Here is a 23,271-nt window from a genome sequence, read left to right on the forward strand (position 1 = left end):
CAATTACTCATTAATAATTTTATTGTACAAATGCTTCAAATCATTGTTCACTTTCTTCATCTCCAGAATCTCCACATTATCGCTTACAATCCACCTGGACAAATGATTTGTCTCGTCCTTTAGTTGAACAAACACTCCCTCCTCGATTATTTTGCAGGATAGCACAAAGGGCTGGTCCTTTAGTTTGTTTATCAGCTGATTGTTGTCTTCCGACTTTAGAACATAGGTGTTGTCTGAATAAGCTTTCTCCAGTTCGTTGTATGTATTCATATGAAGAATACTGCCCTTTTTGAGAAATGCCACATGTGTGCACACCTCCTGTAATTCGTTAAGGTCATGGGAATTGAAAATAATCGTACATCCCTTACCTGTAAGCTCTTGGATAAACTCCTTTAGGAGCATTCTGCCTTCTACATCTAATCCTCTGCTGGGTTCGTCCAAAATTAATAATTCCGGTTCATTGATGAGTGCACGGGCAATAGCCAGTCTTTGTTTCATCCCCCTGGAAAAAAAGGTGATTCTATCTGATCTTTTATCAAACAAGTCAACCTTTTTTAGCAGCCGTCCTATTCTTTCCGATCTTTCCGGATATTTGGCTGAAGGGTAATAAATACGATCAAAGAATTCGAGGTTATCCCAACAATTCAGGTCTTTAAAAAGGCCGATATTGTCCAATAGGAAGCCTATTTTATTTCTGACTGGAGTATATTCCTTAGAAGACACATCAACATTATTTACCAGAATTTTACCTTCGGTGGTATTATACAGATTCAAAATCATTCTGATAATTGTTGTTTTCCCGGCACCATTTGGCCCCACAATAGAAAAGACAGACCCCTTGGTTATGTGGAGATTAATTTTGTTGATAATCTCTTGTTCGCCTATCCTTTTTGTAACATCTATTAATTTGACTTCCATAGTCCAGCCTCCAAGTTATACTCACAGCTTTTTTCGATATTGACCTTATTACATGCATTACATGCGTATTTAAACTCACACCGGATACACTTGCCGGATTTGTCCTTGGTATAAACAGGCTTATTCCAATACTCTTCTACAAGTATCTTTAATATGCTTGAAATGCCCATTCTGTTTACATTCCCGATCACCTCATCCCGTTTGCCCAGACAGCTTATGACATCGCCATTATGACAAATGGTTATTCTGCCGCTTAAGCACCAGTCATTCATTTTCTTAATAAAAAATTTATTCATCCCTGTTTTAATAATCGAGCTCTCTCTAATTACCGGATTCTGAACCGAGGTTCTCACAGTCCGCCATGATTGCTTGATAGCAAGCGGCAAAAAATCGATGTCTATTAATGCAATAGTCACATTGTCATATGGATCATAATTGTTCATGACTTGTTTAAGATCCCCTGGATTAAATAAATTAATATATACATTGGTCTCCAGCGGCAGTGCATCAATTTTTATCAGGCCATTGGTACTTATTGTGACATTGAGCTGTTGGTTCAATCCATAGTTAACGATGTCAACCAGATGAGGGAAAACAGCCGGTTCCCCACCCGTTAACACCAAATTTGTTACGCCAAAAAAGCTAAGCTCGTCAATGAGTTTATACCAATCATCTTCCCTCAAGCTGTTGGTATTATTTTCTAATTTTATACACATTGGGCAAAAAGCGCTACTACAAAAACTGCAGTCCAGATTACACTGATTAGTCAGTTGTAATATCGCGGAGCTGATTACGGGGGTATCTTTCCAAAACTTCTTCTGATTAAAAACATTTACCGTTCTGAGCTTATCTATAAATATTTTGGTATCCGAAAAAAACCCCCAGCCCATACTGCTTAAATCCTTAACCAGCTTCTCATCGGTGCTTACCTTTTCATTGCGTTCGCATCTCAACAATAACTGGGTGTTCTCTTCATCAAGCATTACCATTCTTTCTTGCAATAGATTGTGTATGACCGAGTTCTTCTCTCCTACTTCCAAATAACATTCAGGGTATAGATTAAAGTATTTATAGTTCAATTCTTTCTCCACCCTTCTCATAGATTGTATTGAAATAGTCAACCGTTATATCTTCAAAAATATCCGGTCTCTCTTCCAGAATGTTCAAGAAACTGGTCAGCCTCTCCCTAACAGAACGTTCAATGTTTGAACACAAGGAAGCTGACTTTACAAAGCCTTTATCCGTCGCACACTGTACAAAGCACATGCTGCAGAATCGGGTAAAGTTGCAATCCTCGCAATGATCACAGATGTTCTTGTTGTATTCATTGACGATGGACGTGATTTTCCCGTAATCCAAGCCGTCATCCACATTGCCGATCCAATGCTTCTCATTAATTTTTTCGCACATATGTATTTTCCCGTCTGCGGTCACGTATATTTTTTCTCCGGGAACACAAGTTGATGTAAATGGAAGGCACTCTGTGCGTCTTTCGTTAATAACCGAATGAAATGCCAGTTCAGAATAATTTATTCCGATCAGAGCATACAGAAATGAGTCCTTCTTGATCTTATTTTCACTAGCTAACTTATAGAATTTGGTCTGCAAGCCTGCCATCATCTCGTCGAATTCATTCAGATCACAGTGAGAGAACTGCTGATAATACGTAGAATTAACCGCCTCTACCCGCGCAAGCTTAACCATGAACAGATCTTCCTCATCCAGGAACTGCTCATAGTCAAAGAGATTGCTCTTCAAGTCATAACAGGCACTTATTCCAAATTTCGAATAATCCTTATAATTTCTTTTAAATTCACGGATATTGGCGATTACTTCGTCAAAACTGCCTTTACCGTTCAGCTTCACTCTGTTTCTGTCGTGGTTCTCTTTATTGCCGTCTAAACTGACAATGATGGAAAATCCGTTATCGACCAGAAATTTCTGTACATCCTTATCGAAAAGTACGCCATTCGTCGTTACATTAAATAATACTTCTCCATATTGCGTATAAGTACGCTTGGTATAATCAACAATTTCCATTATGGTTTTGATATTAATTAACGGTTCCCCGCCGTAAAAGCCTATAACAGGCTTCCTATTTGGATTTCTATACTGAATAATCTTGAAATTTTCAAAGTAAAAATCTATCGCTTTTTTGCCTACCTCAAAGGTAAGCTGAGCGTTTTCATATCCTTTCGTGTATTGATAGTGGTCTGAGTATATGCAATATTTGCATCTCAGATTACAACTGGAGGTGCTTTCCAGTATTAATTGTCTGAAACCGTTAGCATGCCGAAATAAATAATCTTGAACCTGCTGGGCGTCTACAGGGTATGATCTTAGACTCTGCCGAACAGGTATTATTGAGCTGTATTTATCGAAATGCTCTTCTTTAGTCCACGAGTCACCTGTAATTGGATTAATAATGCCTGTTGTGTCATCATAAAAGTACTTATTCCCTGCATTACTCTCTAAAAATAAACCTTTCATTTAATACACTCCCTATGAAACAAAAATTTGAAATCAAGTGCTTGTGAATAATTGCACTAAGGGAAGTAAACCAAATTACTTCCCTCATTAGCTACCGCTCATTATGGATATAAAGATTACGTTTAAGTATGTCCTAGCTGCTAGCTACATTGATACCGACTGCCCCGGCACTTGTAGTTGAACCGGCAATTTCCAGTGTAGCTGCTGCTGTGGCGGCTTGTCCCAGAATTGGAATAATACATGCCAAGCAAGCCAAGCAAGCTATACAAGCGACACAAGCATAACAAGCTACGCAACCAGCCAAACTTTCTTCTGTTCCAATCTCACGCATCCTTTTCCCTCCTCTCCCTATTGTGATTTAGCTCTTTTTTAATGAGCAGCTCCATTATAATTCCAATACCTGTCAAAAAAACAATGGGCGTCCGAACTGCAAAAATTAGAGTCCGAGTGGTATATTGTTTTAATTTTTTTGGGTTTTAACGTTTAATGGAATAGATGTTAATTATTAAATTCTATAATATAATTTATGTAAAAATATAGGATGTTATTGTATACTGTTTATTGTCTGTTTTTTGCGCATTCATTTGCAGGGAGGGTTAAAATTTGATTAACATTGCAGTGTGTGATGATGATATTAATGAGATCGCCCGGTTACAAAAAATGTTTGCAAGACTAGCTGTTTGCTCTTCATTTGACATACAAATTCATTACTTCACGTCTGGAGAGCAACTCCTCCGAAAATATAAAGAGCAAACGCCCTCAACATTTCAGATTTTAATGCTTGATATAGAAATGCCTGATATTAATGGAATTGACTTAGCCCAAGAAATACGAAATTTCCCGGACTTTGATGTGCAAATTGTCTTCCTGACAAATTACCCTGCTTATATACTGGATAGCCTGGACACCCAACCCTTTCAGTATTTAATAAAGCCGGTCCCTTATGAGTTTTTTGAATCCAAAATGATCAAATTGTTAAATCACCTGTATTCTCAGTCCAAAAAATATTTATCTATTAAAATTGAAGGAGAGGACTTTTTCTTTAGATATTCGGAGATTGTAGCCATACAGAAAAGCAAGAAGGTGGTTGGGCGGGACTATATGGAGATTATTACTACGTCGGAGGAATACTATACTTCCAAAGGAATATTATCGGAGATTTATTCAAAGCTGGAATTTCCGTTTCTGCAGGTTCATCGTTCAGTACTTATTAATCTGGATCATCTCCGTAAATTGACAGCATCATCGGTTATCATGATCAATGATTCTCAGTTCCCCCTCAGCCGTTCTAAATCCAAGCTCGTTAAAGAAGCATTGGCACGAAATTTGGTTACGGGTCTAAAAAGCAATGTTTAAAGAACTTTCAATATGGTATATGGGGGCTTCTTTGTTTTCTATTTTTATAGCCAAACGTTACTTTTCAATATATTTTCAAACGCTAAGGAATAACACATTCATTCGATTATTTTGCCTGTCTATGGGAAGCATTCTGTATACCCTATCAAATTCACTCATTCTGCCCATTATTGTTCACGCCTGTCTGACCGTTTCCGGAACCTTGCTATTTGCCGTTGTTTATAGAGATGGAGCTGCCCGGATCATGTACTATTCATTCAGATACGTATCACTGGTAGCCATAACACACATTGGTTCAAGCTGCCTTTTTTTTCTGCTTTTAAAATTCACACATCTGAATGTATCAAACGATGAATCCCATTTTTTAATTATCTTACTGTCATTGGTATTTTTATTTCTCCTTATAACTTTTAGCTCATCAATAAAAAAAGAACCTACACCCGGTTTGTCTAAATTGCAATGCTTCGCCTTCATCCTAATTCTTGTCAGTAATATATTTATCACAGCTTATCTGTTCATTAACAACAAGCACAACACGCTATATCTTCTTGCTGCGATGGCAATATCATGCACTTGCCTATTTATCATTTATTATTTTGAGTTGGCTGCCAAAGCCACTAAACTGTCTAAAATAAACAACCAGCTAAATGAACAATTTATAGCTCAAGATAACAATTTAAAACACATGACAAATACATTTAAGAGCATCCAGAGTGTAATTCACGATATCAACAAGCAGTTAATATACATTGAAAAATGTATTGTTGAAGATTTGTCGCAAGATGCTGTTATACATATAAACCAAATTCTTCGAAGAGTTCATAATTCATATCATCTTGTAAATACCGGAAACATAATCATTGATGCACTTGTGGGTTATACCCTAAATACTGCTAAACAAAAGAGGATTGAGGTTACCCATCAAATTCATGCTGTTCCGAATAACATCAGCATTGAGCGGTATGATCTATGTATTCTCATGGGAAATATTCTGGACAACGCAATAGAAGCTGTGGAGGGGATTGGACAGACGCCGAAGTGGATCGAGATCAATATTCACTCTAAGAAAAACTTTCTGATTATACAAGTTATCAATCCATATGAAGTCCCTCATGCTGAATCCGATTCCGGCAGGTATGACTGCAAAACACGCGGTTATGGCTTAGACAACATTAGAAATGTAACCGATAAATACGGAGGAAGTATGAGCGTCTTGAAAAATGAATCCACCTTCGATATCATTGCTGTCTTACCTTTCTCCAAAATCGCCTAAAAGAGAAGGCGGCCCTGTATACAGAGCCGCCTTCTCTTTTACTTTACTGCAAAACCTGCACTGGTGTACCAGATGCTTTAGGATGACTTAAGCCTTGGCACCGTTCAGGATTGCACTTACACCCTCGCTAAGCGGCGTAAGCGGACGCTGCAGCAGCTTCTCCAGATCGCTGCTCTCGATGTCCAGTGCCCCTTCACGGATTGCTGCCTGGATAGCTACTACTATCGGCAGTACCGCTTCCGGTACACCCGCCCCAGCCATCACACTGGAATATGTAGCATCATCCACCTGCTGCACGGGTACTTCCTTACCGAGCACGCTGCCGACAACCGCCGCCAGTTCCCCTTGGGTAGCCGGTTTACCGGATAATTCGTAGACCGAATTCTGATGGCCTTCAGCGGCGAGAACAGCGGCCGCAGCCTCTGCATAATCACGGCGGGTTGCCCAGCCAACCTTGCCTTCTCCTGCGGATGTCAGCCAAGGAGCTCCAGCTGCAGCAGCCTGAATCGAGCCGGCCTCATTCTCCAAATACCAGTTGTTGCGCAGGAAGGAGTACGGAATGCCGGATTCACGAATGAACTGTTCGGTTGCACGGTGTACAGGAGCAAGGAACAGCGAGCTGGAATCGGCATGCCCAACGCTGGTATAGACGATAAAACCTACGCCTGCACGAACTGCAGCGTCTACAGCCGCCTTATGCTGGCGGATACGTGTATCATTGTCGCCGTCTGCCGAGACAATCAGCAGGCGCTCCACACCGGCAAACGCCGCATCCAAAGTCTCCGGCTGATCGAAATCGCCGTGGCGGACGTCAACACCGCGGGCCCGCAGGCTATCCGCCTTCTCCGGGTTTCTTACACTGGCCACAAGACTGCCGGCTGGTACAGATTTCAGCAAAGCTTCTGCCACGATAGAGCCAAATTGTCCGGTTGCACCTGTTAATCCGATCTTCATCTCAATTTCCTCCATTTAAGAACTATTTATTTGTGTTGCTGTGCATTTCGTGTTGTATTCAAGGATTCGCGCTTCCTGTAACTATTGTAGTTACAAGTTGGCCGGTTGTCAAATCCTTTGTTTTTCGTGACGCAAAAAGCGGCCCCGCCCACAGCCTGGGGAGCCCGCCGTCAGTCCATTTATTTGTTAGCCTTCCCGCATAGTGCTATTCTTAACAGCATACGAATACCATTCCCGTTACTCAGAAAGGTTCTTTTATTATGCCTAAACCAAGAGCATCTGTTTATCAGCGTTATCTTCCATCCGTTAATCCAGACCCGGAATACAGCGGATCTGCCTATTGGTTCATCACCCATTCCGGCAAGCTGCTGGTAACGGAAGCTTCCGAACAAGCAGATATCCCGCAGCTGGAATCGCCGGATCAGCTTGCGGCAGCCCCCATCCGGACACTCTATCTTGGCCTGTTCGCCGGCACACCCTGCTTCGCGGCAGAGGTTCCGTCAGATATGCCTGAACCTGCCGGTATGGCCTTCCATCCTCTGCGCACCTTGTATGATGTGCTCGATGAGGATGTATTCCATCTGGCGGGAAGGGCCCTGCAGCTGCTGGCCTGGGATGAGACCCATCAGTTCTGCGGCAAGTGCGGCGCAGCAACCGTCCTCTCCGGAGCAGAGCATGCCCGGGTCTGCCCGGCATGCGGACAGGTCAGTTATCCGCGGATCGCACCGGCAGTGATAACCGCGATCCTGAAGGACGGCCAGATTCTGCTCGCCCATGCCCCGCATTTCCAGAATAATATGTACGGGCTGATTGCCGGCTTCGTCGAGCCGGGCGAGACGCTGGAAGACTGCGTGCAGCGTGAAATCAGCGAAGAAGTGGGCATCAAGGTCAAGAATATCACTTATTTCGGCAGCCAGCAGTGGCCCTTCCCCCATTCGCTGATGGTCGGCTTCCTGGCCGAATATGAGAGCGGTGAAATTGCCGTAGACGGGGTAGAGCTGGACCATGCCGCCTGGTTCACGCCGGACAAGCTGCCGAATATTCCGCCACACGTCAGTATAGCCCGCAAAATCATTGACTGGTACGTGGAGCAATATTCCTGACCTTCCGCAGGGGACACCGCCGGCCTATCCGCAACGCTTCTGCTGCAGCGGCTTAGCCGCTCACCGTCTTGAAATAGCGGTATACCTGCTGAAGCTTGCGTTCATGCTTGCCACGCGGACTCTCCATGCTTCCGAACTCAAAAAACTTCACCTTGCGGATTCCGACATAGTTGAACAATGCTTTGCGCATCAGGATCTTGTGCGCATTACCCAGCCACAGCAGCGGATAATGCGCCGGTCCCTTCATGACGGAGATACACACTACAGATTTCCCCTTCAGCAGCCCCTCCGGCAGTATCCCGCCCTTATCCTTGTAAGCGAACCCTGAAGCAAACATCTGATCAATGTACCCCAGGAGCATTGCAGGAGGCCTGCCCCACCAGATCGGATAGACCAGTACAATCCGGTCAGCCCAGATCAGCTGCTCCCTGTACACAGCCAGCCTCGGATCGCTGTGCATATCCCTGCGGCGTTTCTGTTCATTAAACACCAGCACCGGATCAAAGCCCTCCTCATATAAATCCAGCACTTTAATTTCTGTAACTTCAGCATTTTCCCGGCTGCCCCGCAGCACTTCTTGCAAAAAAGCATAGCTGAGGCTCTGATGATTCGGATGAGTATAGATAACCAGTGTGTTCATATCGGCACCCCTTTACTTATCATTTGATAACCAAAGGGTAGCACACCATGAATTTAGTTGTCAAATGATAATTGTTTTATGATAATTATTTTGCTATGGTTTCCTCTAGAGGTGATCCTATGGACAACAATACTTTATTTCAGAAATTCGTGACCTTCACCACCGCCGTCCATCAAATAACCAGCGAAATATCTAAAGATGTGAAATCCGAGGCGCTAACGCCTTTGCAGTATAAAATTCTCGAATATATTGCGGTAAGCCAGCCGGTGACACTGAGCGAAATCAGCGATTGCATGCATATGTCTATGCCTAATACGAGCCGCGAGCTGAAGAAACTAACGGAGAAGCAGCTGTGTGAGCGGCTGACCGATCCCGGGGACCGGCGCAAGCAGGGCATCACGCTGTCCGCTGCAGGTCAAGACATGATGAACGAAGCGTTCCGGCACATCGGGATCCGGTTCGCCGAGCGCACCGGACATCTGAGCGAAGCCGAACGCCAAGAGATCAGCCGGGCGCTTGATCTGCTGCAGGAAAAAGTATTTTATTGACCGCTATTTAATCAGGCTATGGACTGCCATCATTTACCACAAAACCAATCCGCCTTGCCGGAGTTCAACTGTATAGAACTAATTCTATCAGCAAGGTGATGAACACATGATGAAACGCAATACCGTAATTCTCTCACTGCTAATCCTATCCCTATGCGGCTGTGGAGCTGCCTATGCAGATCCCCTGCCGCAGGAGCAGGCAGCATCCGGGGCCATATCCGTCTATCTGGACGGCAAGCAACTTCACATGGAGGTCCCGCCGCTGAACGAGGGCGGAACCGTACTCGTGCCGATGCGCGGGCTGTTTGAAGCGCAGGGGGGCGAGCTGAGCTGGAACAATACGGACAAGACAGTTACTGCAACCAAAGATGGCACCACGCTTACTTATGAGATGGGGGCCTTGACTGCCGCCTTGAACGGGCAGAGCATCGATGTGGCTGTTCCCGGCCAGATCACGGGCGGTTCTGCAATGATCCCGCTGCGCTTCGTCAGTGAGGCCTTGGGAAATATCGTAGATTGGGTCCCAAGCACCCAATCCGTGCAGATCACATCCGCGATCATTTATGAGACCTCGATCCTCCGCGACGTAAATCTGCGCAGCTTGCCGGATGCCGGAAGTGAGCCTGTTAGTACAGAAATGCTCTCAGCAGGTACAAAGGTGCATGTGGTCAGCGTTGCCGATGCCCTCTGGTTGAAAGTAACGACCGAGGACAATCAGACCGGATACATCTCGGCGAAGCCGAAATTTACCGACTACACCAGCACCTCTCTTGCAGATAAGCAAGCGAAGGCCTTAATCGCCTATGGCAAGACCTTTTACGGTACCCCGTATGAATTTGGGGCTTCTCCCGATCAGACAGATACTTTCGACTGTTCTTCTTTTGTAAAACGTGTATTCGGGGATATTTTGTCCATCGAATTGCCCCGTGTCTCCTATGATCAGGCCAAGGAAGGCAAGGAGGTTGGGCTCGATGAGCTGCGTCCCGGAGACCTACTGTTCTTCAGCGCACGCGGCCTCGACATTGGCCATGTAGCCATCTATGCCGGGAACAATCAGATTCTGCATACCTATTCCTCTAAGCTTAATGTTCATATGGAAGCCTTTGACGGCCAGTGGAAGGACCGCTTTGTGACCGCCCGCAGAATTCTATAGTGATCATACAAAGAGCCCCTCAGAAGGTGCGGCCGGGAAACCGGCATCACGCTTTGAGGGGTTATTTGGCCATGTCTTTATAAGTGCAGTATGCAATACTCTTCAAAAGGAATAACCGGCGAATTTCTCCGCATTGCTTATGCTGGTCCAAATATCAGGACTCTCCCCGCCTATATGCCAATAGGCAATTCCGGCTAACTTCTGCTTCACCGCCAGATTGTATTTTGCCGTAAGGGACCGCCCGTCCTCCAGCCAGAGGGTATGCTTCAGCGACTGCCTGGTATAGCTGGCCACATATTGCCCCAGCGTGCTGTTCCATATAGGGTGCAGTGAATAGCTGCCCAAAAGCTGGTTCTGCTGAGTAAGCGATAGTTCAGCGGATGACGGAGTGATGCCGTTCTGCTTGAGCGTCCAGTCACGGGTGTATAGGGGCATTGCCAAAATCACCTTTTCGGCGGATACAGATTTCAGCAGTGTGCTTACCGCGTGCTGAACATAGGGCAGCGAAGCGTTAGAGCCGGGACTCATACTTCCGCTATAGTGCTCGTCATATCCCATCATCACCAGATAATCAGCCTGCCTGCCAAGTGCCGCATAATCAAAAGCCTCGGTCCAGTCTGTCCCGAGATCGGGCGACACATCCATCGACAGCACTGCGCCGAGCGCATGCAGCCTCCCGGCCAGCTGTGTAATGAAGGCGGTCAGCGAAGGCCTGTCTGCCGCTGCCACATTCTCAAAATCAATATTCAGCCCATCCAGGCCGTATGTACTGACTAATCCCGCCAGTTGATTAACCGCCGTATTCCTCGCTGCTGTATTGGACAGCATCTGATGTGTCGCCGCCTGATCAAACCGGTTGCCGACCAGCGGCCACACCTGCTTGCCGTTCTTCTTCGCCCAGGTTACCAGTGAAGCCGCCGTGGAATCCGGGACTACACCCGTACTCCCTACAAAATACCAGCGCGGAGATAAGGTATTCACATTCGACCGCAGAATATTACTCTCATACTCCGCGACTGTCTGGCCATACTGCCATCCAAGCACAATTTGCGGGTCCTTTGCACCCGCTAGCTCTGCCGTCCATTTCTCCTGCTGCAGCACCCGGTACAGGAGCACCGCCGTTTCCTGCCTTGTAATCGGGGCGGCCGGGCGGAAAGCGCCTGTTCCGTCGCCTTTCATCAAGCCTAAGCGGTTTACAGCTTCCACGGAACTGTCTGCCCAGGCAGCGATGGTGCTTGCGTCGGTAAACACCGTTGCCCCGCCCGCTGTGCTCCCCGTTTGCTTGAACGCTTTGGTTAACCAGACGGCCGCTTCCTGGCGCGTTACCGGATTCGCGGGTGCAAAGGTAGAAGCCGAGGTGCCGCCCGCCAGGCCCAGCTGAACCGCTGCCTGTATCCAGCCGTAATGCCATGCGCCCTTCGCGACGTCTGTATACGGAGATACAGGACTTGTCACAGGCTCAAGCTTCAGCAGTCGGCCCAGCATCGTAATGAACTCCGCTCTCGTCACCTTACCCTCCGGCGAGAAGCTGGTCTCCGAGATGCCGGTTAATATCTTCCGGTTATACAAGTCTATGATCTCATTCCTGGCATAGCTGGCTGCTATATCGTCAAATGGCAGCGTGTCCTCAGCGGACGTTGGCTGTGCATCCTGAATAAACAGTCCGGCTGCGCACAACACAGCGGCTGCCCCGGCTGCCAATCTCCCTAGTCTACTCTTCACGGATTTGAGACGCCTCCCCGGTATCAATTTGCCGAAAGTATACCAGAGACAGAGTCTATTATCATCGCAAAAATACTGGAAGCAAAATGAATAGTGACAGATTCCCGGGCAATCAGGCGTTTAATTAAAAACCCGCGTGGTTATGAATGTGGATAGAGCAAAACTTTGAGGAGGTCATTCTATGATGAAGGATTCCGGTTCAAATGGCGGAACTCCCCCTGCTGCGGGCGGTTCCGGCCTCACCGCGCAGGCAGTAGATGCTATTGAAGATTTGTCCGGCGTCCATCCCGGCTACCGCCGTGCGCATGCCAAGGGTATCTGCTGCCGCGCAGTCTTCCGCCCGAATGGACTCGCCGCCCCTTTCACTACTGCCGCACATCTTCAGGAGCAGGAGGTAGAGGCGGTTGTCCGTTTCTCCGGCAGCTCTACCGATCCGGCACTGGCCGATCTCCTCTCCCCGGCCAAAGGGATAGCGGTACAGTTCAGCTTGCCGGATGGCAGCATTACGAATCTGATCGGGGTGACGCTGCCGGTTTTTTTCGCCCGCACCCCTGAATCCTTTGTTGACATCGTGCGTTCCGTACACCGGGCACGCGCAGGCAATCTGGGCCCGCTGGAGCTGATTAAGGAGATTTCGGCCCACTTCACCGAGAGTAAGGCGAGCTTCCTTGCCCTCAAAAAGCTGCAGCCGCCGGCCAGCTATGCCGAATCTCATTATTACTGTATTCATACTTACTTCTTCGTGGATGCTGAGGGAAACAAGCAGCCGGTGAAATTCGAATGGACGCCGGTTACCGGCGTTCGTTCCTTGTCCCTGGAAGACGCCTCGCAGCAGCCGGACCATTATCTGGAGGATGAGCTGGAGCTGCGCCTGCAGGATGAGTCCCCTGTGTTTCAGCTCGCCGTTATTTTCGGTGAGGAGGATGACCCCACTAATGATCCGACCCATGCCTGGCCCGATGACCGGAGACGAATCGATATCGGGAGCCTGCACCTTACAGAAATTATAGACGAGCCCGACGGGCTGCTGATGGACCCGGCAGAGGTTCCCGCAGGTATAGCCTTGTCTGATGATCCTATCCTTCATTTCCGACACAGCGCCTATGGGGAATCCTTCCGCAGGCGGCGCGAAGAACACTAACCTGAGCACGAGAGGACGAGGTTACCGATGGAACAAGCAATGATTATTATCAATCCTACTTCCGGCAAAGAAGAGGGACTCGCATATATCACTATGGTGGAAGAGATTCTGACTGCGCAGGGGTACGAAATTACCGTTAATGAGACGCAAAAGGCAGGCGATGCTACCACATTCTGCATCGCGGCGTGTGAGGAAGGCTATGAACTGGTAGTTTCGATCGGCGGGGATGGTACACTGCACGAGGTGATCAACGGACTGGGCGGCCAGCCGCACCGCCCGAAGCTGGGGATTATCCCGCTTGGAACGGTTAATGACTTCGCCCGGGCCATCGGACTTCCCCTGGCTCCGGAGGAAGCCATTAAGGCGCTCGCCTCCTCCAGCACCCGCGAAGTAGATGCCGGCCGGTTAAATGACCGCTTATTCATCAATGTCGTAGCCGCAGGGGCCATTGCTGAATCGGTCTCTTCCGTAACCTCAGAGGATAAGTCGAAGCTGGGGGCACTGGCTTATTTCAAGGAGGGGATTAAAGAGCTGACAGGCAATACCGCTCATCACCTGAGCATTACCCATGACGGTGAGGTATGGGAAGGGGACTCTCCGCTGTTTATTGCCGCGTTGACGAATTCAGTCGGCGGCTTTGAGCGGCTGGCACCCGGTGCCGCCGTTGACGACGGCCTGATCCACTGCTTTATCCTCAAAGACCTCACGATCCTGAGTACCTTGACCGTCAGCCTCTCTCTCCTGCTCGGCAATCTTAATAATCATAAGGATGTGATTTACTTTACGGCCCGCAGCGTAACTGTTGAATCGACCGACATTATGCGGACCAATGTTGATGGTGAAGAAGGGCCGGCGCTGCCGATCCGGCTCAGCCTCCTTCCCCGTTATATCGAGGTCATCGTACCGGAGCCATGATCCTCCAGCTTGCCATGTATTCAGGCTAAGTGTTTCAGCAGTTTGCGGATATAGACGATCTGACCGATATGATAAGCATTATGCGTTGCTGCATTGCTGATGATCTCCCACCACCGGGCCGGCTCAGGGAAGCCGGTCACCTGTGCTTCCAGGCTGTCTTCCGCAAGGATGGTCTGCCATCGCAGCAGCACCTCCAGCAGAGCCGTGCTCAACTCACTGTAAGAGGAGTTCTCCGGCAGGATAAAGCTGGCGTTGTTGTCCCCGATCGGCGGCACCGCATCCACACGGCCTTCGGTATACCGGATCTGCCAGGTTTCATTCCAATACCGCAAATGCTGCGTCAGCTCGGCAATACTGTTACTGTCATCTCCCGGCTTCCAAAAGGCCTCCTCTTCCGTAATCCCCTGAACCGCCTGCATGAACGGCAGGTGCCAGCTGGGATCATTGGCACCCGCGAGCAATTGATTGACCAGCACTTCTTTGGCATGAACCATGGTTCTCACTCCTCCGGCTTATATTCACTTAATTTCCCCTGGTAGATTAATTCCAGCCGTCCGCTCTGGCGGAAATCATCCGGCGTCACTAGCGCAGGCAGCTTATTCCATAGCTTAATTCCGGAACGGTCCAGTATTTCCGCAACAAATTGCGAGCAAAAGTAAGAGTTGCTGAATTCAACCGGCTCTTTCAGCGCGATGCCGATTACACCGAGAATGTTGTACAGGTACTTCTGCTGGCTGCGGATAAAAATATGCAGGACCCGCTTCATTTTCTCCACTTCACGCTCCGTGACTTGAAGCTTGTAGATGACGCAGGTCGTATTCGGATATTTGCTGTAGGTGCCTGTCTGAATATCCTCCTTCACAAAGCCCCCGTTCAGGGGATTGCTGGGATGCTTTCTCCCGAAGCTGTACATCTCTGACAGATCACGGGTAAATGAGATTGAGGCATGGTTATATGGAGCCTTCGTGTAGCCCTGAATGAGCCTGGTAAACAGTGTTCCTGTATTCGTAAGCAAAATAAAGACCGATTGATCACCTGTCATTTTACAAATTTTCCCCTTATCATGTTCGGAGTTTTCCTCCATAATAACATATGATTCCTTTAATGGAATCCTATCCTGCAACAGGCTGGTGATTGCTGGTGAACAGCTCCTTATTCACGCTACTCCTTATTTTTGCCGGCCTATCGGCCGTCCATCTGATCTATCTGGCCGTGAGCAGACTTCAGAAGGACAAGGACTATACAGGCATCGGCTTCCGCATCAAAACCTGGTGGGGCATGCTGTTTATTTTCTGCCTGGCCACCCTCTTCAATTCCGTAGTTTCCCTGCTCTCGCTGATGGTGCTCTGCTTCTTCGCGCTTAAAGAATACTTCTCTATGATCCGCACGCGAAAAGCCGACCGCAGGCTGTTCCTGTGGGCTTATCTGGCTATCCCGTTGCAGTTCTACTGGATTTATATCGAGTGGTACGGGATGTTTATCGTCTTTATTCCGGTTTATGTCTTCCTGCTCCTGCCGCTCCCCCGGCTCCTTAACAAAGGAACACTCGGATTTCTGCGCAGCGTCAGCTCCACCCAGTGGGGGATGATGCTGATGGTGTTCGGGCTTAGCCATCTGGCCTATTTCCAGTTTGCCACCCCGGAATATGGAGCAGGACTGGTCCTGTTTCTGGTGGTGCTCACCCAGCTGAATGATGTGGTTCACTATCTGGCGTCGCTCTATTTCGGCAAACGCAAGGTGGTCCCGACCGCCAATCCGAATCTCACCTGGGAAGGCTTTATCTGCGGATTTGTGGCAACGACCGCCGTGTCGTATCTGATCTATCCTTACCTGACACCGCTCACTCCGCTGTTCGGATTGCTGTCAGGGATGCTGATCAGCCTGAGCGGCTACTTCGGCAGCTTAACCGTCTCCGTCCTGAAGCGTGACCTGCTGATCGGTGACGATGACAAGTTTGCTGCACTCCAAAAAAGCTATCTGAGCCGGGTCGACAGCCTGGCATATACCTCGCCGATCTTCTTCCACGTGATCCGCTACTTTTTCGATTTCATGTAAATCTGAACGGTGAACAGCGGGGCGTCTCTTGGGTTACCGTTGCCTGCTTTCGGCGGATTCAACGGTATTTATACCGTTCATTTCGCCCCGTTGCCCGCTTTCGGCGGATTCAACGGTATTTATACCGTTCATCTCGCCCGTTTCCCGCTCAACAAGAACGAACAAGCTGGCGCATTTCGCGCCAGCTTGTTCGTTCTTATTCTTAATTATTGTACGTCATCGCCGGTTGGAGGCGTGCCTCCCGCTGTTCCGCGGTCAGGTCTTGCCCCGCCGCCAAAGCCGCCCCGGCCTCCGCCCATGCCGCCACCCATACCTTGTGTGGCAGTGGTTACGCCTGATTCATTCAACCAGGTTACGCTATCAGAGATGTCGAAGGATACCACTTCGGTACCGCCGCTATAAGCGCCGTCTGCGTACAGTCCGTCCACTGCTGTGCCTGTAGAGGTTCCGCCGGTGGAGAGTGTGTAAGATCCGCCTTCTTTCAGATCCGGCGAGCTGATGACAACCGCCCGGTAGGTCTTCGAAGGAGCAAAGGTCGCAATCGTGTTTCCGTCACTGTCCTGCAGATTCACCAATTGTCCGGCCTCCTGCGAATCCGTGAACGTCATGGCGATCGAGTATTGGCTGGAGGCATCCGATGGAGCCTGAAGCATACCCGCACTTCCCGCTACTACCAGATAACCGCCGGTATTCTCGAAGGTTCCATCGTAATCCAAGGCACCGTTGCCGTCACCGGTCGGTCCATTGACAATCGCTGTTCCGCCGCTCATTGTGATCGAACCGTTGGAATCCAGTCCGTCACCTGTAGAATCGACTGTTAATGTACCACCGCTGATCGTCAGCAGGCTGCTGCCGGAGCTGCTGAACTGATCCTGTTCACCAGTGGTTTGTGCGGCATTCTCATCATTACCTCCTGATACGTTAATACCGTCATCGGAGGCTACCACATGCGTATCGCCGCCGGAGATCGTGATGTCGCCGCCTTCAATCCCTTCATAACTCTTCGTAATGTTGACGGTTCCGCCAGCAATGGCTGTCAGGCTGTCGGCATGCACGCCATCATCGCCGGCCTTAATTTCGAATTCTCCATCCGTAATAGATACATTGCTGTTGCTGTGCAGCGCATCATCTGCTGAATCAAGGGTGAAGCTGCCGCTGTTAACCGTAATGTCACCTCCGGCTTTAAGACCTTTTGCGCTTGTTGATTCAGTGTCTGTTGCTGTGTCTGTTGCTGTTGCTGTTTCAGTAGAAGCCTTCGCACTGCTGTCAGCAGGTGCAGCTCCTGGCTCGGCTTCGGCTGTAGCGCCTGCCACTCCGTCAGCTGCCGGCATTTCCGGTGGTGCAGCCTGATCCGTCCCACCACCTGATGCCGGAGCCTGGCCGCGCATTCCGCCGCCGCCCATTCCGCCAAAGCCGCCTTCATCATTGGTCTTCACTTCAGCGTTGGCACTGCCGCCGCCTGTAACCAGATTGTACGTACCTCCGTCGATCACGAGGGAAGTCTCACCTTGAATCCCGTCGTTTACAGCCGTAATATCAAAGGTTCCTCCGGCGATGGCAATGAAGCCTTTATCTGCATCTTCATCATTGGTCGATTTGATGCCGTCACCTTCCGCCTTGATGGTAATATTTCCGTCTTGTACAGCTACCAGATCCTTGCCGACCAATCCGTCATCCGCAGCCTGTACTTCAATGGTGCCGGAGACGATTTTCAGATCGTCTTTGCTGGAAACTCCGTCTTTATAATTGCCGGTAACCTTCAGCGTGCCCGTTCCATTAATCGTCAGATCTGCCTTACTGAAGATTGCTGCGCCCGGCTCCTCGGCCGCGGCATCAGCAAATACGTAGGCCGCTCCGTCTGTTACCGTGTTCTCTGTGCCATCCTCCAGCGTCATGATCACTTTGCCTGCTTCTTTAATGTAGACCGGTGCGCTGTCGTTGTTCGCAAGCTCTACCCCGTTCAGCACGAGATGAACGCTGCTGTCATCCTGAACATCGACGATAATCTGGCCGTCGCTCAGCGTTCCGCTCAGTACATAGGTCCCGCCGGCTGAGATCGTCACCGTGCTGCCGGAGGCTGTGGCTCCAGCGCCGGTTACGGTCGCACTAGCTCCATTCAGCGCAATTGTTGTTGCACTGTCCGCGCTCCAGGTTGCAGTAGTATCCTCTTCGTCAAAGGTTACGAGGTCCGCCGTCTTCACACTTGCCAATTGTACATTTGCCGCAGCCCCGCTCGTGGCAGCTGAAGTAGTCACTGCTGCCGCACTAGCTGACGAAGAGGTAGAGGCGTTGTTAGTTGCACTGCAGGCTGAGATGACCGCTGCCAGCAGCAGAATCAGGCCCGCCTTACTTGCCATAATAAATTTATTCATATGTGATCAATCCCTTCATTCTTCGTTTTAGTATTCCGTGGTAGTAGGACTCATGGTCAGCGACAGATCCAGATTGCCGTTCCGGGTACGGATGGCATCGAGGAATTCCTTCTGGCTGGTAGTTTCATTAAGCGTAACGGAGTAGACCAGTTCATACAGGCTGCCAAGCTCGGTAGTTCTGATCTTTTTCAGCTCATAAGCGACATTGAATTTGTTAAATACTTCGGCAAAAGCCTCTTCGTAGCCCAGATTCTCAGGAATCGTAACCTTTAGTGTTTTCTGCATCGATTTTCTAACGCCAAAGCCTGTACGGTTCAGGATCACCATGATAATGCAGAGAATGATGGTGAACAGGACCGCGTAACCGTAAGCGCCAACGCCGCAGGCAAGGCCCGATGCCATGGTGAACAGGACAAAGGTAATATCCTTAGGATCACCAGGTGCGCTTCGGAAGCGGATAATCGAGAAAGCCCCGGCCAAACTGAAGGCTCTCGCTACGTTGCTGCCGATTAAGAGGATGATTATGGCTACAATGACCGGCAGCAGCACCATGGTGAGGGTGAAGCTCTGCGAATACCCGGAAGGACTGGTCTTCATATAAGTCAGGCTGATTAGCGCCCCCAGAGCCAGGGAGATCAGAATAGTCAGCACTGCGTTGCCAAAGGTTAGCGCCGTAGAATCAGAGACGGCGGCGAAGATGGAATCAAGCATAGAGTACACTCTCACTTTCTACTTTGCTGTTTCTCAGCATTTTTTTATATTCATTGCCGTATTTGGAGAAGCTGGTGCGGTACATTTGATGCTCTGAGAGCATTTTGGACAGCCAGACCGGAATCGTCTTCTCGGCTTTGACTTCCATCAGCCATTGGCCCGGCTCCATCAGCAGTTCACCATGCGTGCCGTGCTCCATCTTGAGATCGTACCGCCGGCTTCTGATATTCGTATCAAAGGTGATTCTGAGATCACGGTTATTTTTGCAGAACAGCGCTTTACGGTCGTACGAGAGATACACCATCGGCTTAAGGTCATAACAGCTCAGGAAGTACTTGATTTCCTCAACGACCTGCTTGTTCATGTAATCCTTATATTCCGGCGGGATACCGGTGCGGACAAACTCGTAAGCTTCATTCAGCTTGAGCGGGGTTCTTCTTTTGTTGACGAGACCGAAGACCTTCTTCTTAATTTCCAGGTAGACCTTGGAGTCTCCGTTCGGAACACCGTAAGCTCTGAGGCGGAGTTTCTCTTTGTATTTCGGCTTGGACAGGCTGTTGCGGATCAGCGTATTGCTCGGTGTGTCATAGTACAGATTAGTAATGGAATAAAACTCATGCTGTTTGTTGTAATCGTCCGGTTCCATGTATTCGAGCAGTTCATTATAGAGCTGGTGGTAGGCTGTAGTATCGAACAAGTATTTGTTCTCATATCGGTTGAATACTTCGATAGCCATCGGGATCAGTTCCTTTCTCATTTGAGTAGTTCGCGTGTCTCGCTTGCTTATGAATGTATCTTAGCTGCTGAACCTTTAATGAATCTTAAATGCTTTTTACACTGCGTTGATTAATTTACACCCGCTTAACAAACGGAGATGGACGGCTGCAGAGGTCCCGAATACATTGCCGGCTATCAGGGATATCTAGTAGAAGCTTTATCTTTTGTTGCCGCGGTTAAGGTTGATTAAAGGTAATCTTGATATAATAGCGGAAGTTAAGCAGTACACATCAAGCAAGCAGAGGATGACAAACCTATGAGAATATTAATCGTCGAAGATGAGGTGCATCTGGCCGAGGCCGTAACCCAAATCTTGAAAAAACATAATTATTCGGTCGATGCGGTGCATGACGGCAGATCGGGCATGGACTATGCGCTGAGCGGGATCTATGATCTCCTGCTGCTCGACATCATGATGCCGGAGCTGGATGGAATCAGCCTGCTGCGGGCGCTCCGTACCAAGGGCGTAGCCACTCCCGTCATCTTCCTGACTGCAAAAGGAGAAATTACCGATATGGTGACCGGGCTGGACTACGGGGCCGATGACTATATCGCCAAGCCTTTTTCGTCGGAGGAGCTGCTGGCGAGAATTCGAGCAGTGCTGCGGCGTAAAGGCGAGATTCTGCCGGATGATGCGCTGAAGTTCGGGGATCTGGAGCTGAATACAACCAATTTGCGGCTTACAGTGAGCGGTAAGGAAATGAAGCTGAACCTGAAGGAGAGCGAGCTGCTGGAGCTGCTGATTCTGCGTAAGCAATCTGTAACCTCCAAGGAGCAGATTATCGAGAAGCTGTGGGGGTTCGATTCGGAAGCGGAGCATAACAATGTGGAGGTGTACATCTCTTTTCTGCGTAAAAAGCTGACGTTCCTCGGCTCGGGGACACGGATCAGCACGATACGGAATGTAGGCTATGTATTAGAGGTGAATGCCTGATGTTCACAAAGCTCAGAAACCGCTTCTTGATTGTGAATCTGGTGACGATCTCCGTAATGATGCTGGTCGCCTTTGCCACCATCTATGTTATCAACTACTTGGATGTGCGTAATGATATCAACATGGATCTGCAGCGGAGCGTGGAATTGTACCAGAAGCCTGGCAACGGGGAGCACCACGGCGGGATTACCAATGGGTTTGATGGCGGCGCGGATGGCGGGATTGACGACGGAATACAGCGTCAGAACGGCGGTTCATTCGGCAAGATAGGCGATCCTCCGCCGGAGCGTCTGATTTCCTTCATGATTGAAACTGACGCCGAGTGGAACCAGATAGGGACACCTGCATCACAGCTAACCATGGATGACGAATTTTATGCACAGGCGCTGCAGGAAGCCGTGGACATGGATACCACCCGGGGACAATTCGAGCTTGACGGCAGTCTCTGGATCTTTGAGATCAGGCCGACCACTGACGGGCATAAGCTCGTATTCCTTGACATTACCGCCAGACAGAAGATTCTCACCAACCTGATTTATACCTTCTCCCTTGTCGGTGTCGTGATGCTGATTATCCTGTATTTCACCAGCCGCTACTTTGCGAACCGTTCCATCAAGCCGGTAAAGGAGGCCTTCGATAAGCAAAAGCAATTCATCGCCGACGCCTCCCATGAGCTGAAAACACCGCTGGCCATCATCAATACCAATACCGATGTGCTGTTAGCCAATGAGGAAGACACGATTGTTAACCAGTCCAAATGGCTGCATTATATCAAATCAGAGACGGAGCGGATGGCGAAGCTGACAAATGATCTGCTCTATCTGACGGAAATGGATGATTCGCGCACCGGTATGATTCACGCTCCCTTCAACATCAGCGAAGCGGTTGAGAATATCATCCTGACCATGGAAGCCGTCATCTTCGAGAAGAATGTTGCGCTGGAGTATGAGATTGAGCCTAATCTGACCGTTCAAGGCAACAGTGAGCAGATTAAGCAGGTTGTCATGATTCTGCTGGACAATGCCGTGAAATATACGGGGCCCAAAGGCGAGGTGACCCTGTCTCTGCGCAGACAGTATAACGATGTAGTGCTGGCCGTCACCAACACCGGAGAGGGTATCGCTCCAGAGCATCTCACCCGGATTTTTGACCGGTTCTACCGGACCGATACCTCCCGCGCGCGTAAGCAAGGCGGCTACGGACTCGGTCTCGCGATCGCCAAATCGATCGTCGAGCAGCAGCATAAAGGCAAGATCTACGCGAAAAGTGTTGCCGGTGAATCGACTACGTTCTATGTACAGCTGTCCCAATAGCGTCTTTCGGTGAAACCAAGTGAAGGAACCTTCCGTATCAGAATTATTATGGAAGGAGGAGATTCTCAGCAATGTCCATGTTCAAAAGAATGCTCGCCAGCGCCGGAATCGGTGCCGCCGAAGTTAACCTTATGCTCCATCAGGATGTGGTGAAAGCAGGAGATACACTCAGCGGAATCGTCCGTATCCAGGGCGGCCGCGTAGATCAGAAGGTTAATGATGTGTACGCCTTCGTCAAGACCCGTTACGTGAAGGAGCATAATGATACCAAGAGCCATGTCGAAGCGACGATAGCCAAGTTTCTGCTTGCTTCCGGATTCACCGTGGAAGCGGAGAAGGTCTACGAGTTCCCTGTATCCTTCCAGCTTCCGGGGGTTACTCCGGTAACGATGGGCAGAACTCCCGTATGGATTCAGACGGGTCTTGATATCAAGGAAGCCGTGGATCCGAAGGACGAGGATCATCTCCAGGTACTGCCTCATCCGCATTCGGCGGTTGTACTTGACGCAGTAACCCAGCTCGGCTTCCGGCTCCGCGAGGTCAGCTGTGAATATGCTCCTCATTACGGCAAGAACAACGGGCTCCCTTTCGTTCAGGAATTTGAATTCTCACCTTCCAGCCAATTCCGCGGCCAATTGGATGAGCTGGAAATCATGTTCTACCCGGATGAGCATGGCGTTGAGCTGCTGCTGCAAGTCGACCGGAGAGCACGCGGATTATCCGGACTGTTCGCCGAAGCGCTTGATGCGGATGAGAGCTTTGTGAAGCTTCACTTTGACCGCAATCAACTGGCAGCGGGAACCGGCTATATCGCCGACCAGCTGCTCGCAGCCATCCGCAGACACGCTTAGTTGTAGCGCTAAGCCATATGATATGCAAAAAGAGCTGCCCCACTC

At 49.1% G+C, this 23,271-nt stretch carries 23 protein-coding genes; 11 read left to right on the forward strand and 12 right to left on the reverse strand.

What is annotated here, in order from left to right; all coding sequences use genetic code 11:
- Window positions 1-3 precede the first annotated feature (3 nt).
- From QU597_RS27975 to QU597_RS27990, 4 genes are all read right to left on the reverse strand, one after another.
- Entirely contained in the window at window positions 4-918 is a 915-nt protein-coding gene (locus QU597_RS27975) for an ABC transporter ATP-binding protein (protein WP_310830735.1), read from the reverse strand.
- Entirely contained in the window at window positions 903-1,997 is a 1,095-nt protein-coding gene (locus QU597_RS27980; RefSeq protein ID WP_310830736.1) for a radical SAM protein, read from the reverse strand. Before QU597_RS27980 ends, QU597_RS27975 begins: the two co-directional genes overlap by 16 nt.
- Entirely contained in the window at window positions 1,987-3,408 is a 1,422-nt protein-coding gene (locus tag QU597_RS27985) for a radical SAM protein (protein ID WP_310830737.1), read from the reverse strand. Before QU597_RS27985 ends, QU597_RS27980 begins: the two co-directional genes overlap by 11 nt.
- Window positions 3,409-3,541: 133 nt before the next feature.
- Complete coding sequence (locus tag QU597_RS27990) at window positions 3,542-3,739, reverse strand: hypothetical protein (RefSeq protein WP_310830738.1); 198 nt, start codon at window positions 3,737-3,739, stop codon at window positions 3,542-3,544.
- 272 nt (window positions 3,740-4,011) lie between these two features.
- Between QU597_RS27990 and QU597_RS27995 the strand changes: the two genes are divergently transcribed.
- Both QU597_RS27995 and QU597_RS28000 read left to right on the forward strand, forming a co-directional pair.
- Window positions 4,012-4,764 carry a LytR/AlgR family response regulator transcription factor gene (locus QU597_RS27995; RefSeq protein ID WP_310830739.1) on the forward strand — a complete coding sequence of 251 codons (753 nt, stop codon included), beginning with the start codon at window positions 4,012-4,014 and terminating at the stop codon, window positions 4,762-4,764.
- Window positions 4,757-6,037, forward strand: coding sequence for a sensor histidine kinase (locus QU597_RS28000; protein ID WP_310830740.1), 1,281 nt, complete (start codon window positions 4,757-4,759; stop codon window positions 6,035-6,037). The genes QU597_RS27995 and QU597_RS28000 overlap by 8 nt, the downstream gene beginning before the upstream one ends.
- Before the next feature lie 87 nt (window positions 6,038-6,124).
- Here QU597_RS28000 and QU597_RS28005 read toward each other — a convergent pair whose 3' ends face one another.
- On the reverse strand, window positions 6,125-6,991 hold the full coding sequence (locus QU597_RS28005; RefSeq protein ID WP_310830741.1) for an SDR family oxidoreductase: 867 nt from the start codon (window positions 6,989-6,991) through the stop codon (window positions 6,125-6,127).
- Window positions 6,992-7,251: 260 nt separating this feature from the next.
- Here QU597_RS28005 and nudC point away from each other — a divergent pair, with 260 nt between their 5' ends.
- Window positions 7,252-8,094 (forward strand): NAD(+) diphosphatase, encoded by an 843-nt coding sequence (gene nudC, locus QU597_RS28010; protein WP_310830742.1) that lies wholly within the window; start codon window positions 7,252-7,254, stop codon window positions 8,092-8,094.
- A gap of 52 nt (window positions 8,095-8,146) precedes the next feature.
- Here nudC and QU597_RS28015 read toward each other — a convergent pair whose 3' ends face one another.
- Window positions 8,147-8,734 carry an NAD(P)H-dependent oxidoreductase gene (locus tag QU597_RS28015; RefSeq protein WP_310830743.1) on the reverse strand — a complete coding sequence of 196 codons (588 nt, stop codon included), beginning with the start codon at window positions 8,732-8,734 and terminating at the stop codon, window positions 8,147-8,149.
- Between the two features lie 119 nt (window positions 8,735-8,853).
- Here QU597_RS28015 and QU597_RS28020 point away from each other — a divergent pair, with 119 nt between their 5' ends.
- Window positions 8,854-9,282, forward strand: coding sequence for a MarR family winged helix-turn-helix transcriptional regulator (locus QU597_RS28020; protein WP_310830744.1), 429 nt, complete (start codon window positions 8,854-8,856; stop codon window positions 9,280-9,282).
- Window positions 9,283-9,388: 106 nt separating this feature from the next.
- Complete coding sequence (locus QU597_RS28025) at window positions 9,389-10,435, forward strand: C40 family peptidase (RefSeq protein WP_310830745.1); 1,047 nt, start codon at window positions 9,389-9,391, stop codon at window positions 10,433-10,435.
- 102 nt (window positions 10,436-10,537) lie between these two features.
- Here QU597_RS28025 and QU597_RS28030 read toward each other — a convergent pair whose 3' ends face one another.
- The gene (locus QU597_RS28030; protein ID WP_310830746.1) at window positions 10,538-12,157 is read right to left on the reverse strand and encodes an S-layer homology domain-containing protein; all 1,620 of its coding nucleotides are present in this window, start codon (window positions 12,155-12,157) and stop codon (window positions 10,538-10,540) included.
- Between the two features lie 181 nt (window positions 12,158-12,338).
- On the opposite strand from QU597_RS28030, the gene QU597_RS28035 reads away from it, so the two are divergent.
- On the forward strand, window positions 12,339-13,298 hold the full coding sequence (locus tag QU597_RS28035) for a catalase family peroxidase (protein ID WP_310830747.1): 960 nt from the start codon (window positions 12,339-12,341) through the stop codon (window positions 13,296-13,298).
- A 27-nt stretch (window positions 13,299-13,325) separates the two neighbouring features.
- Entirely contained in the window at window positions 13,326-14,213 is an 888-nt protein-coding gene (locus QU597_RS28040) for a diacylglycerol/lipid kinase family protein (RefSeq protein ID WP_310830748.1), read from the forward strand.
- A 20-nt stretch (window positions 14,214-14,233) separates the two neighbouring features.
- Here QU597_RS28040 and QU597_RS28045 read toward each other — a convergent pair whose 3' ends face one another.
- On the reverse strand, window positions 14,234-14,707 hold the full coding sequence (locus QU597_RS28045; RefSeq protein ID WP_310830749.1) for a DinB family protein: 474 nt from the start codon (window positions 14,705-14,707) through the stop codon (window positions 14,234-14,236).
- 5 nt (window positions 14,708-14,712) lie between these two features.
- Entirely contained in the window at window positions 14,713-15,255 is a 543-nt protein-coding gene (locus QU597_RS28050) for a hypothetical protein (protein ID WP_206102492.1), read from the reverse strand.
- A 98-nt stretch (window positions 15,256-15,353) separates the two neighbouring features.
- Here QU597_RS28050 and QU597_RS28055 point away from each other — a divergent pair, with 98 nt between their 5' ends.
- Window positions 15,354-16,268: a phosphatidate cytidylyltransferase gene (locus QU597_RS28055; protein ID WP_236336684.1), complete on the forward strand. Its 915-nt coding sequence runs from the start codon at window positions 15,354-15,356 to the stop codon at window positions 16,266-16,268.
- A gap of 206 nt (window positions 16,269-16,474) precedes the next feature.
- Here QU597_RS28055 and QU597_RS28060 read toward each other — a convergent pair whose 3' ends face one another.
- Genes QU597_RS28060 through QU597_RS28070 form a run of 3 tightly spaced genes read right to left on the reverse strand, consistent with a single transcriptional unit; the run spans window position 16,475 to window position 20,087 of the window.
- Window positions 16,475-18,640 carry a carbohydrate-binding domain-containing protein gene (locus QU597_RS28060; RefSeq protein WP_310830750.1) on the reverse strand — a complete coding sequence of 722 codons (2,166 nt, stop codon included), beginning with the start codon at window positions 18,638-18,640 and terminating at the stop codon, window positions 16,475-16,477.
- Window positions 18,641-18,667: 27 nt separating this feature from the next.
- A complete protein-coding gene (locus QU597_RS28065) occupies window positions 18,668-19,351 on the reverse strand; it encodes a DUF4956 domain-containing protein (RefSeq protein ID WP_310830751.1) in 684 nt (227 codons plus the stop codon).
- Complete coding sequence (locus QU597_RS28070; RefSeq protein ID WP_310830752.1) at window positions 19,344-20,087, reverse strand: polyphosphate polymerase domain-containing protein; 744 nt, start codon at window positions 20,085-20,087, stop codon at window positions 19,344-19,346. The genes QU597_RS28065 and QU597_RS28070 overlap by 8 nt, the downstream gene beginning before the upstream one ends.
- Window positions 20,088-20,384: 297 nt before the next feature.
- Between QU597_RS28070 and QU597_RS28075 the strand changes: the two genes are divergently transcribed.
- The 3 genes from QU597_RS28075 (at window position 20,385) to QU597_RS28085 (ending at window position 23,226) form a co-directional block, all read left to right on the forward strand.
- Window positions 20,385-21,062 carry a response regulator transcription factor gene (locus QU597_RS28075; protein WP_054942503.1) on the forward strand — a complete coding sequence of 226 codons (678 nt, stop codon included), beginning with the start codon at window positions 20,385-20,387 and terminating at the stop codon, window positions 21,060-21,062.
- Entirely contained in the window at window positions 21,062-22,375 is a 1,314-nt protein-coding gene (locus QU597_RS28080) for a sensor histidine kinase (protein WP_310830753.1), read from the forward strand. Before QU597_RS28075 ends, QU597_RS28080 begins: the two co-directional genes overlap by 1 nt.
- A 71-nt stretch (window positions 22,376-22,446) precedes the next feature.
- Complete coding sequence (locus tag QU597_RS28085; RefSeq protein ID WP_310830754.1) at window positions 22,447-23,226, forward strand: sporulation protein; 780 nt, start codon at window positions 22,447-22,449, stop codon at window positions 23,224-23,226.
- Window positions 23,227-23,271 lie beyond the last annotated feature (45 nt).

Origin of the sequence: Paenibacillus pedocola (assembly GCF_031599675.1) — a bacterium.
Classification (GTDB): domain Bacteria; phylum Bacillota; class Bacilli; order Paenibacillales; family Paenibacillaceae; genus Paenibacillus_AQ; species Paenibacillus_AQ pedocola.

Bases quoted from the DNA above. Each gene is read 5' to 3' on its own strand.
- QU597_RS27975 (WP_310830735.1), bottom strand. From the start codon at position 918: ATGGAAGTCAAATTAATAGATGTTACAAAAAGGATAGGCGAACAAGAG.
- QU597_RS27985 (WP_310830737.1), bottom strand. From the start codon at position 3,408: ATGAAAGGTTTATTTTTAGAGAGTAATGCAGGGAATAAGTACTTTTAT.
- QU597_RS27990 (WP_310830738.1), bottom strand. From the start codon at position 3,739: ATGCGTGAGATTGGAACAGAAGAAAGTTTGGCTGGTTGCGTAGCTTGT.
- QU597_RS28000 (WP_310830740.1), top strand. From the start codon at position 4,757: ATGTTTAAAGAACTTTCAATATGGTATATGGGGGCTTCTTTGTTTTCT.
- QU597_RS28005 (WP_310830741.1), bottom strand. From the start codon at position 6,991: ATGAAGATCGGATTAACAGGTGCAACCGGACAATTTGGCTCTATCGTG.
- nudC (WP_310830742.1), top strand. From the start codon at position 7,252: ATGCCTAAACCAAGAGCATCTGTTTATCAGCGTTATCTTCCATCCGTT.
- QU597_RS28015 (WP_310830743.1), bottom strand. From the start codon at position 8,734: ATGAACACACTGGTTATCTATACTCATCCGAATCATCAGAGCCTCAGC.
- QU597_RS28020 (WP_310830744.1), top strand. From the start codon at position 8,854: ATGGACAACAATACTTTATTTCAGAAATTCGTGACCTTCACCACCGCC.
- QU597_RS28025 (WP_310830745.1), top strand. From the start codon at position 9,389: ATGATGAAACGCAATACCGTAATTCTCTCACTGCTAATCCTATCCCTA.
- QU597_RS28035 (WP_310830747.1), top strand. From the start codon at position 12,339: ATGATGAAGGATTCCGGTTCAAATGGCGGAACTCCCCCTGCTGCGGGC.
- QU597_RS28040 (WP_310830748.1), top strand. From the start codon at position 13,326: ATGGAACAAGCAATGATTATTATCAATCCTACTTCCGGCAAAGAAGAG.
- QU597_RS28045 (WP_310830749.1), bottom strand. From the start codon at position 14,707: ATGGTTCATGCCAAAGAAGTGCTGGTCAATCAATTGCTCGCGGGTGCC.
- QU597_RS28050 (WP_206102492.1), bottom strand. From the start codon at position 15,255: ATGACAGGTGATCAATCGGTCTTTATTTTGCTTACGAATACAGGAACA.
- QU597_RS28060 (WP_310830750.1), bottom strand. From the start codon at position 18,640: ATGAATAAATTTATTATGGCAAGTAAGGCGGGCCTGATTCTGCTGCTG.
- QU597_RS28065 (WP_310830751.1), bottom strand. From the start codon at position 19,351: ATGCTTGATTCCATCTTCGCCGCCGTCTCTGATTCTACGGCGCTAACC.
- QU597_RS28070 (WP_310830752.1), bottom strand. From the start codon at position 20,087: ATGGCTATCGAAGTATTCAACCGATATGAGAACAAATACTTGTTCGAT.
- QU597_RS28075 (WP_054942503.1), top strand. From the start codon at position 20,385: ATGAGAATATTAATCGTCGAAGATGAGGTGCATCTGGCCGAGGCCGTA.
- QU597_RS28080 (WP_310830753.1), top strand. From the start codon at position 21,062: ATGTTCACAAAGCTCAGAAACCGCTTCTTGATTGTGAATCTGGTGACG.
- QU597_RS28085 (WP_310830754.1), top strand. From the start codon at position 22,447: ATGTCCATGTTCAAAAGAATGCTCGCCAGCGCCGGAATCGGTGCCGCC.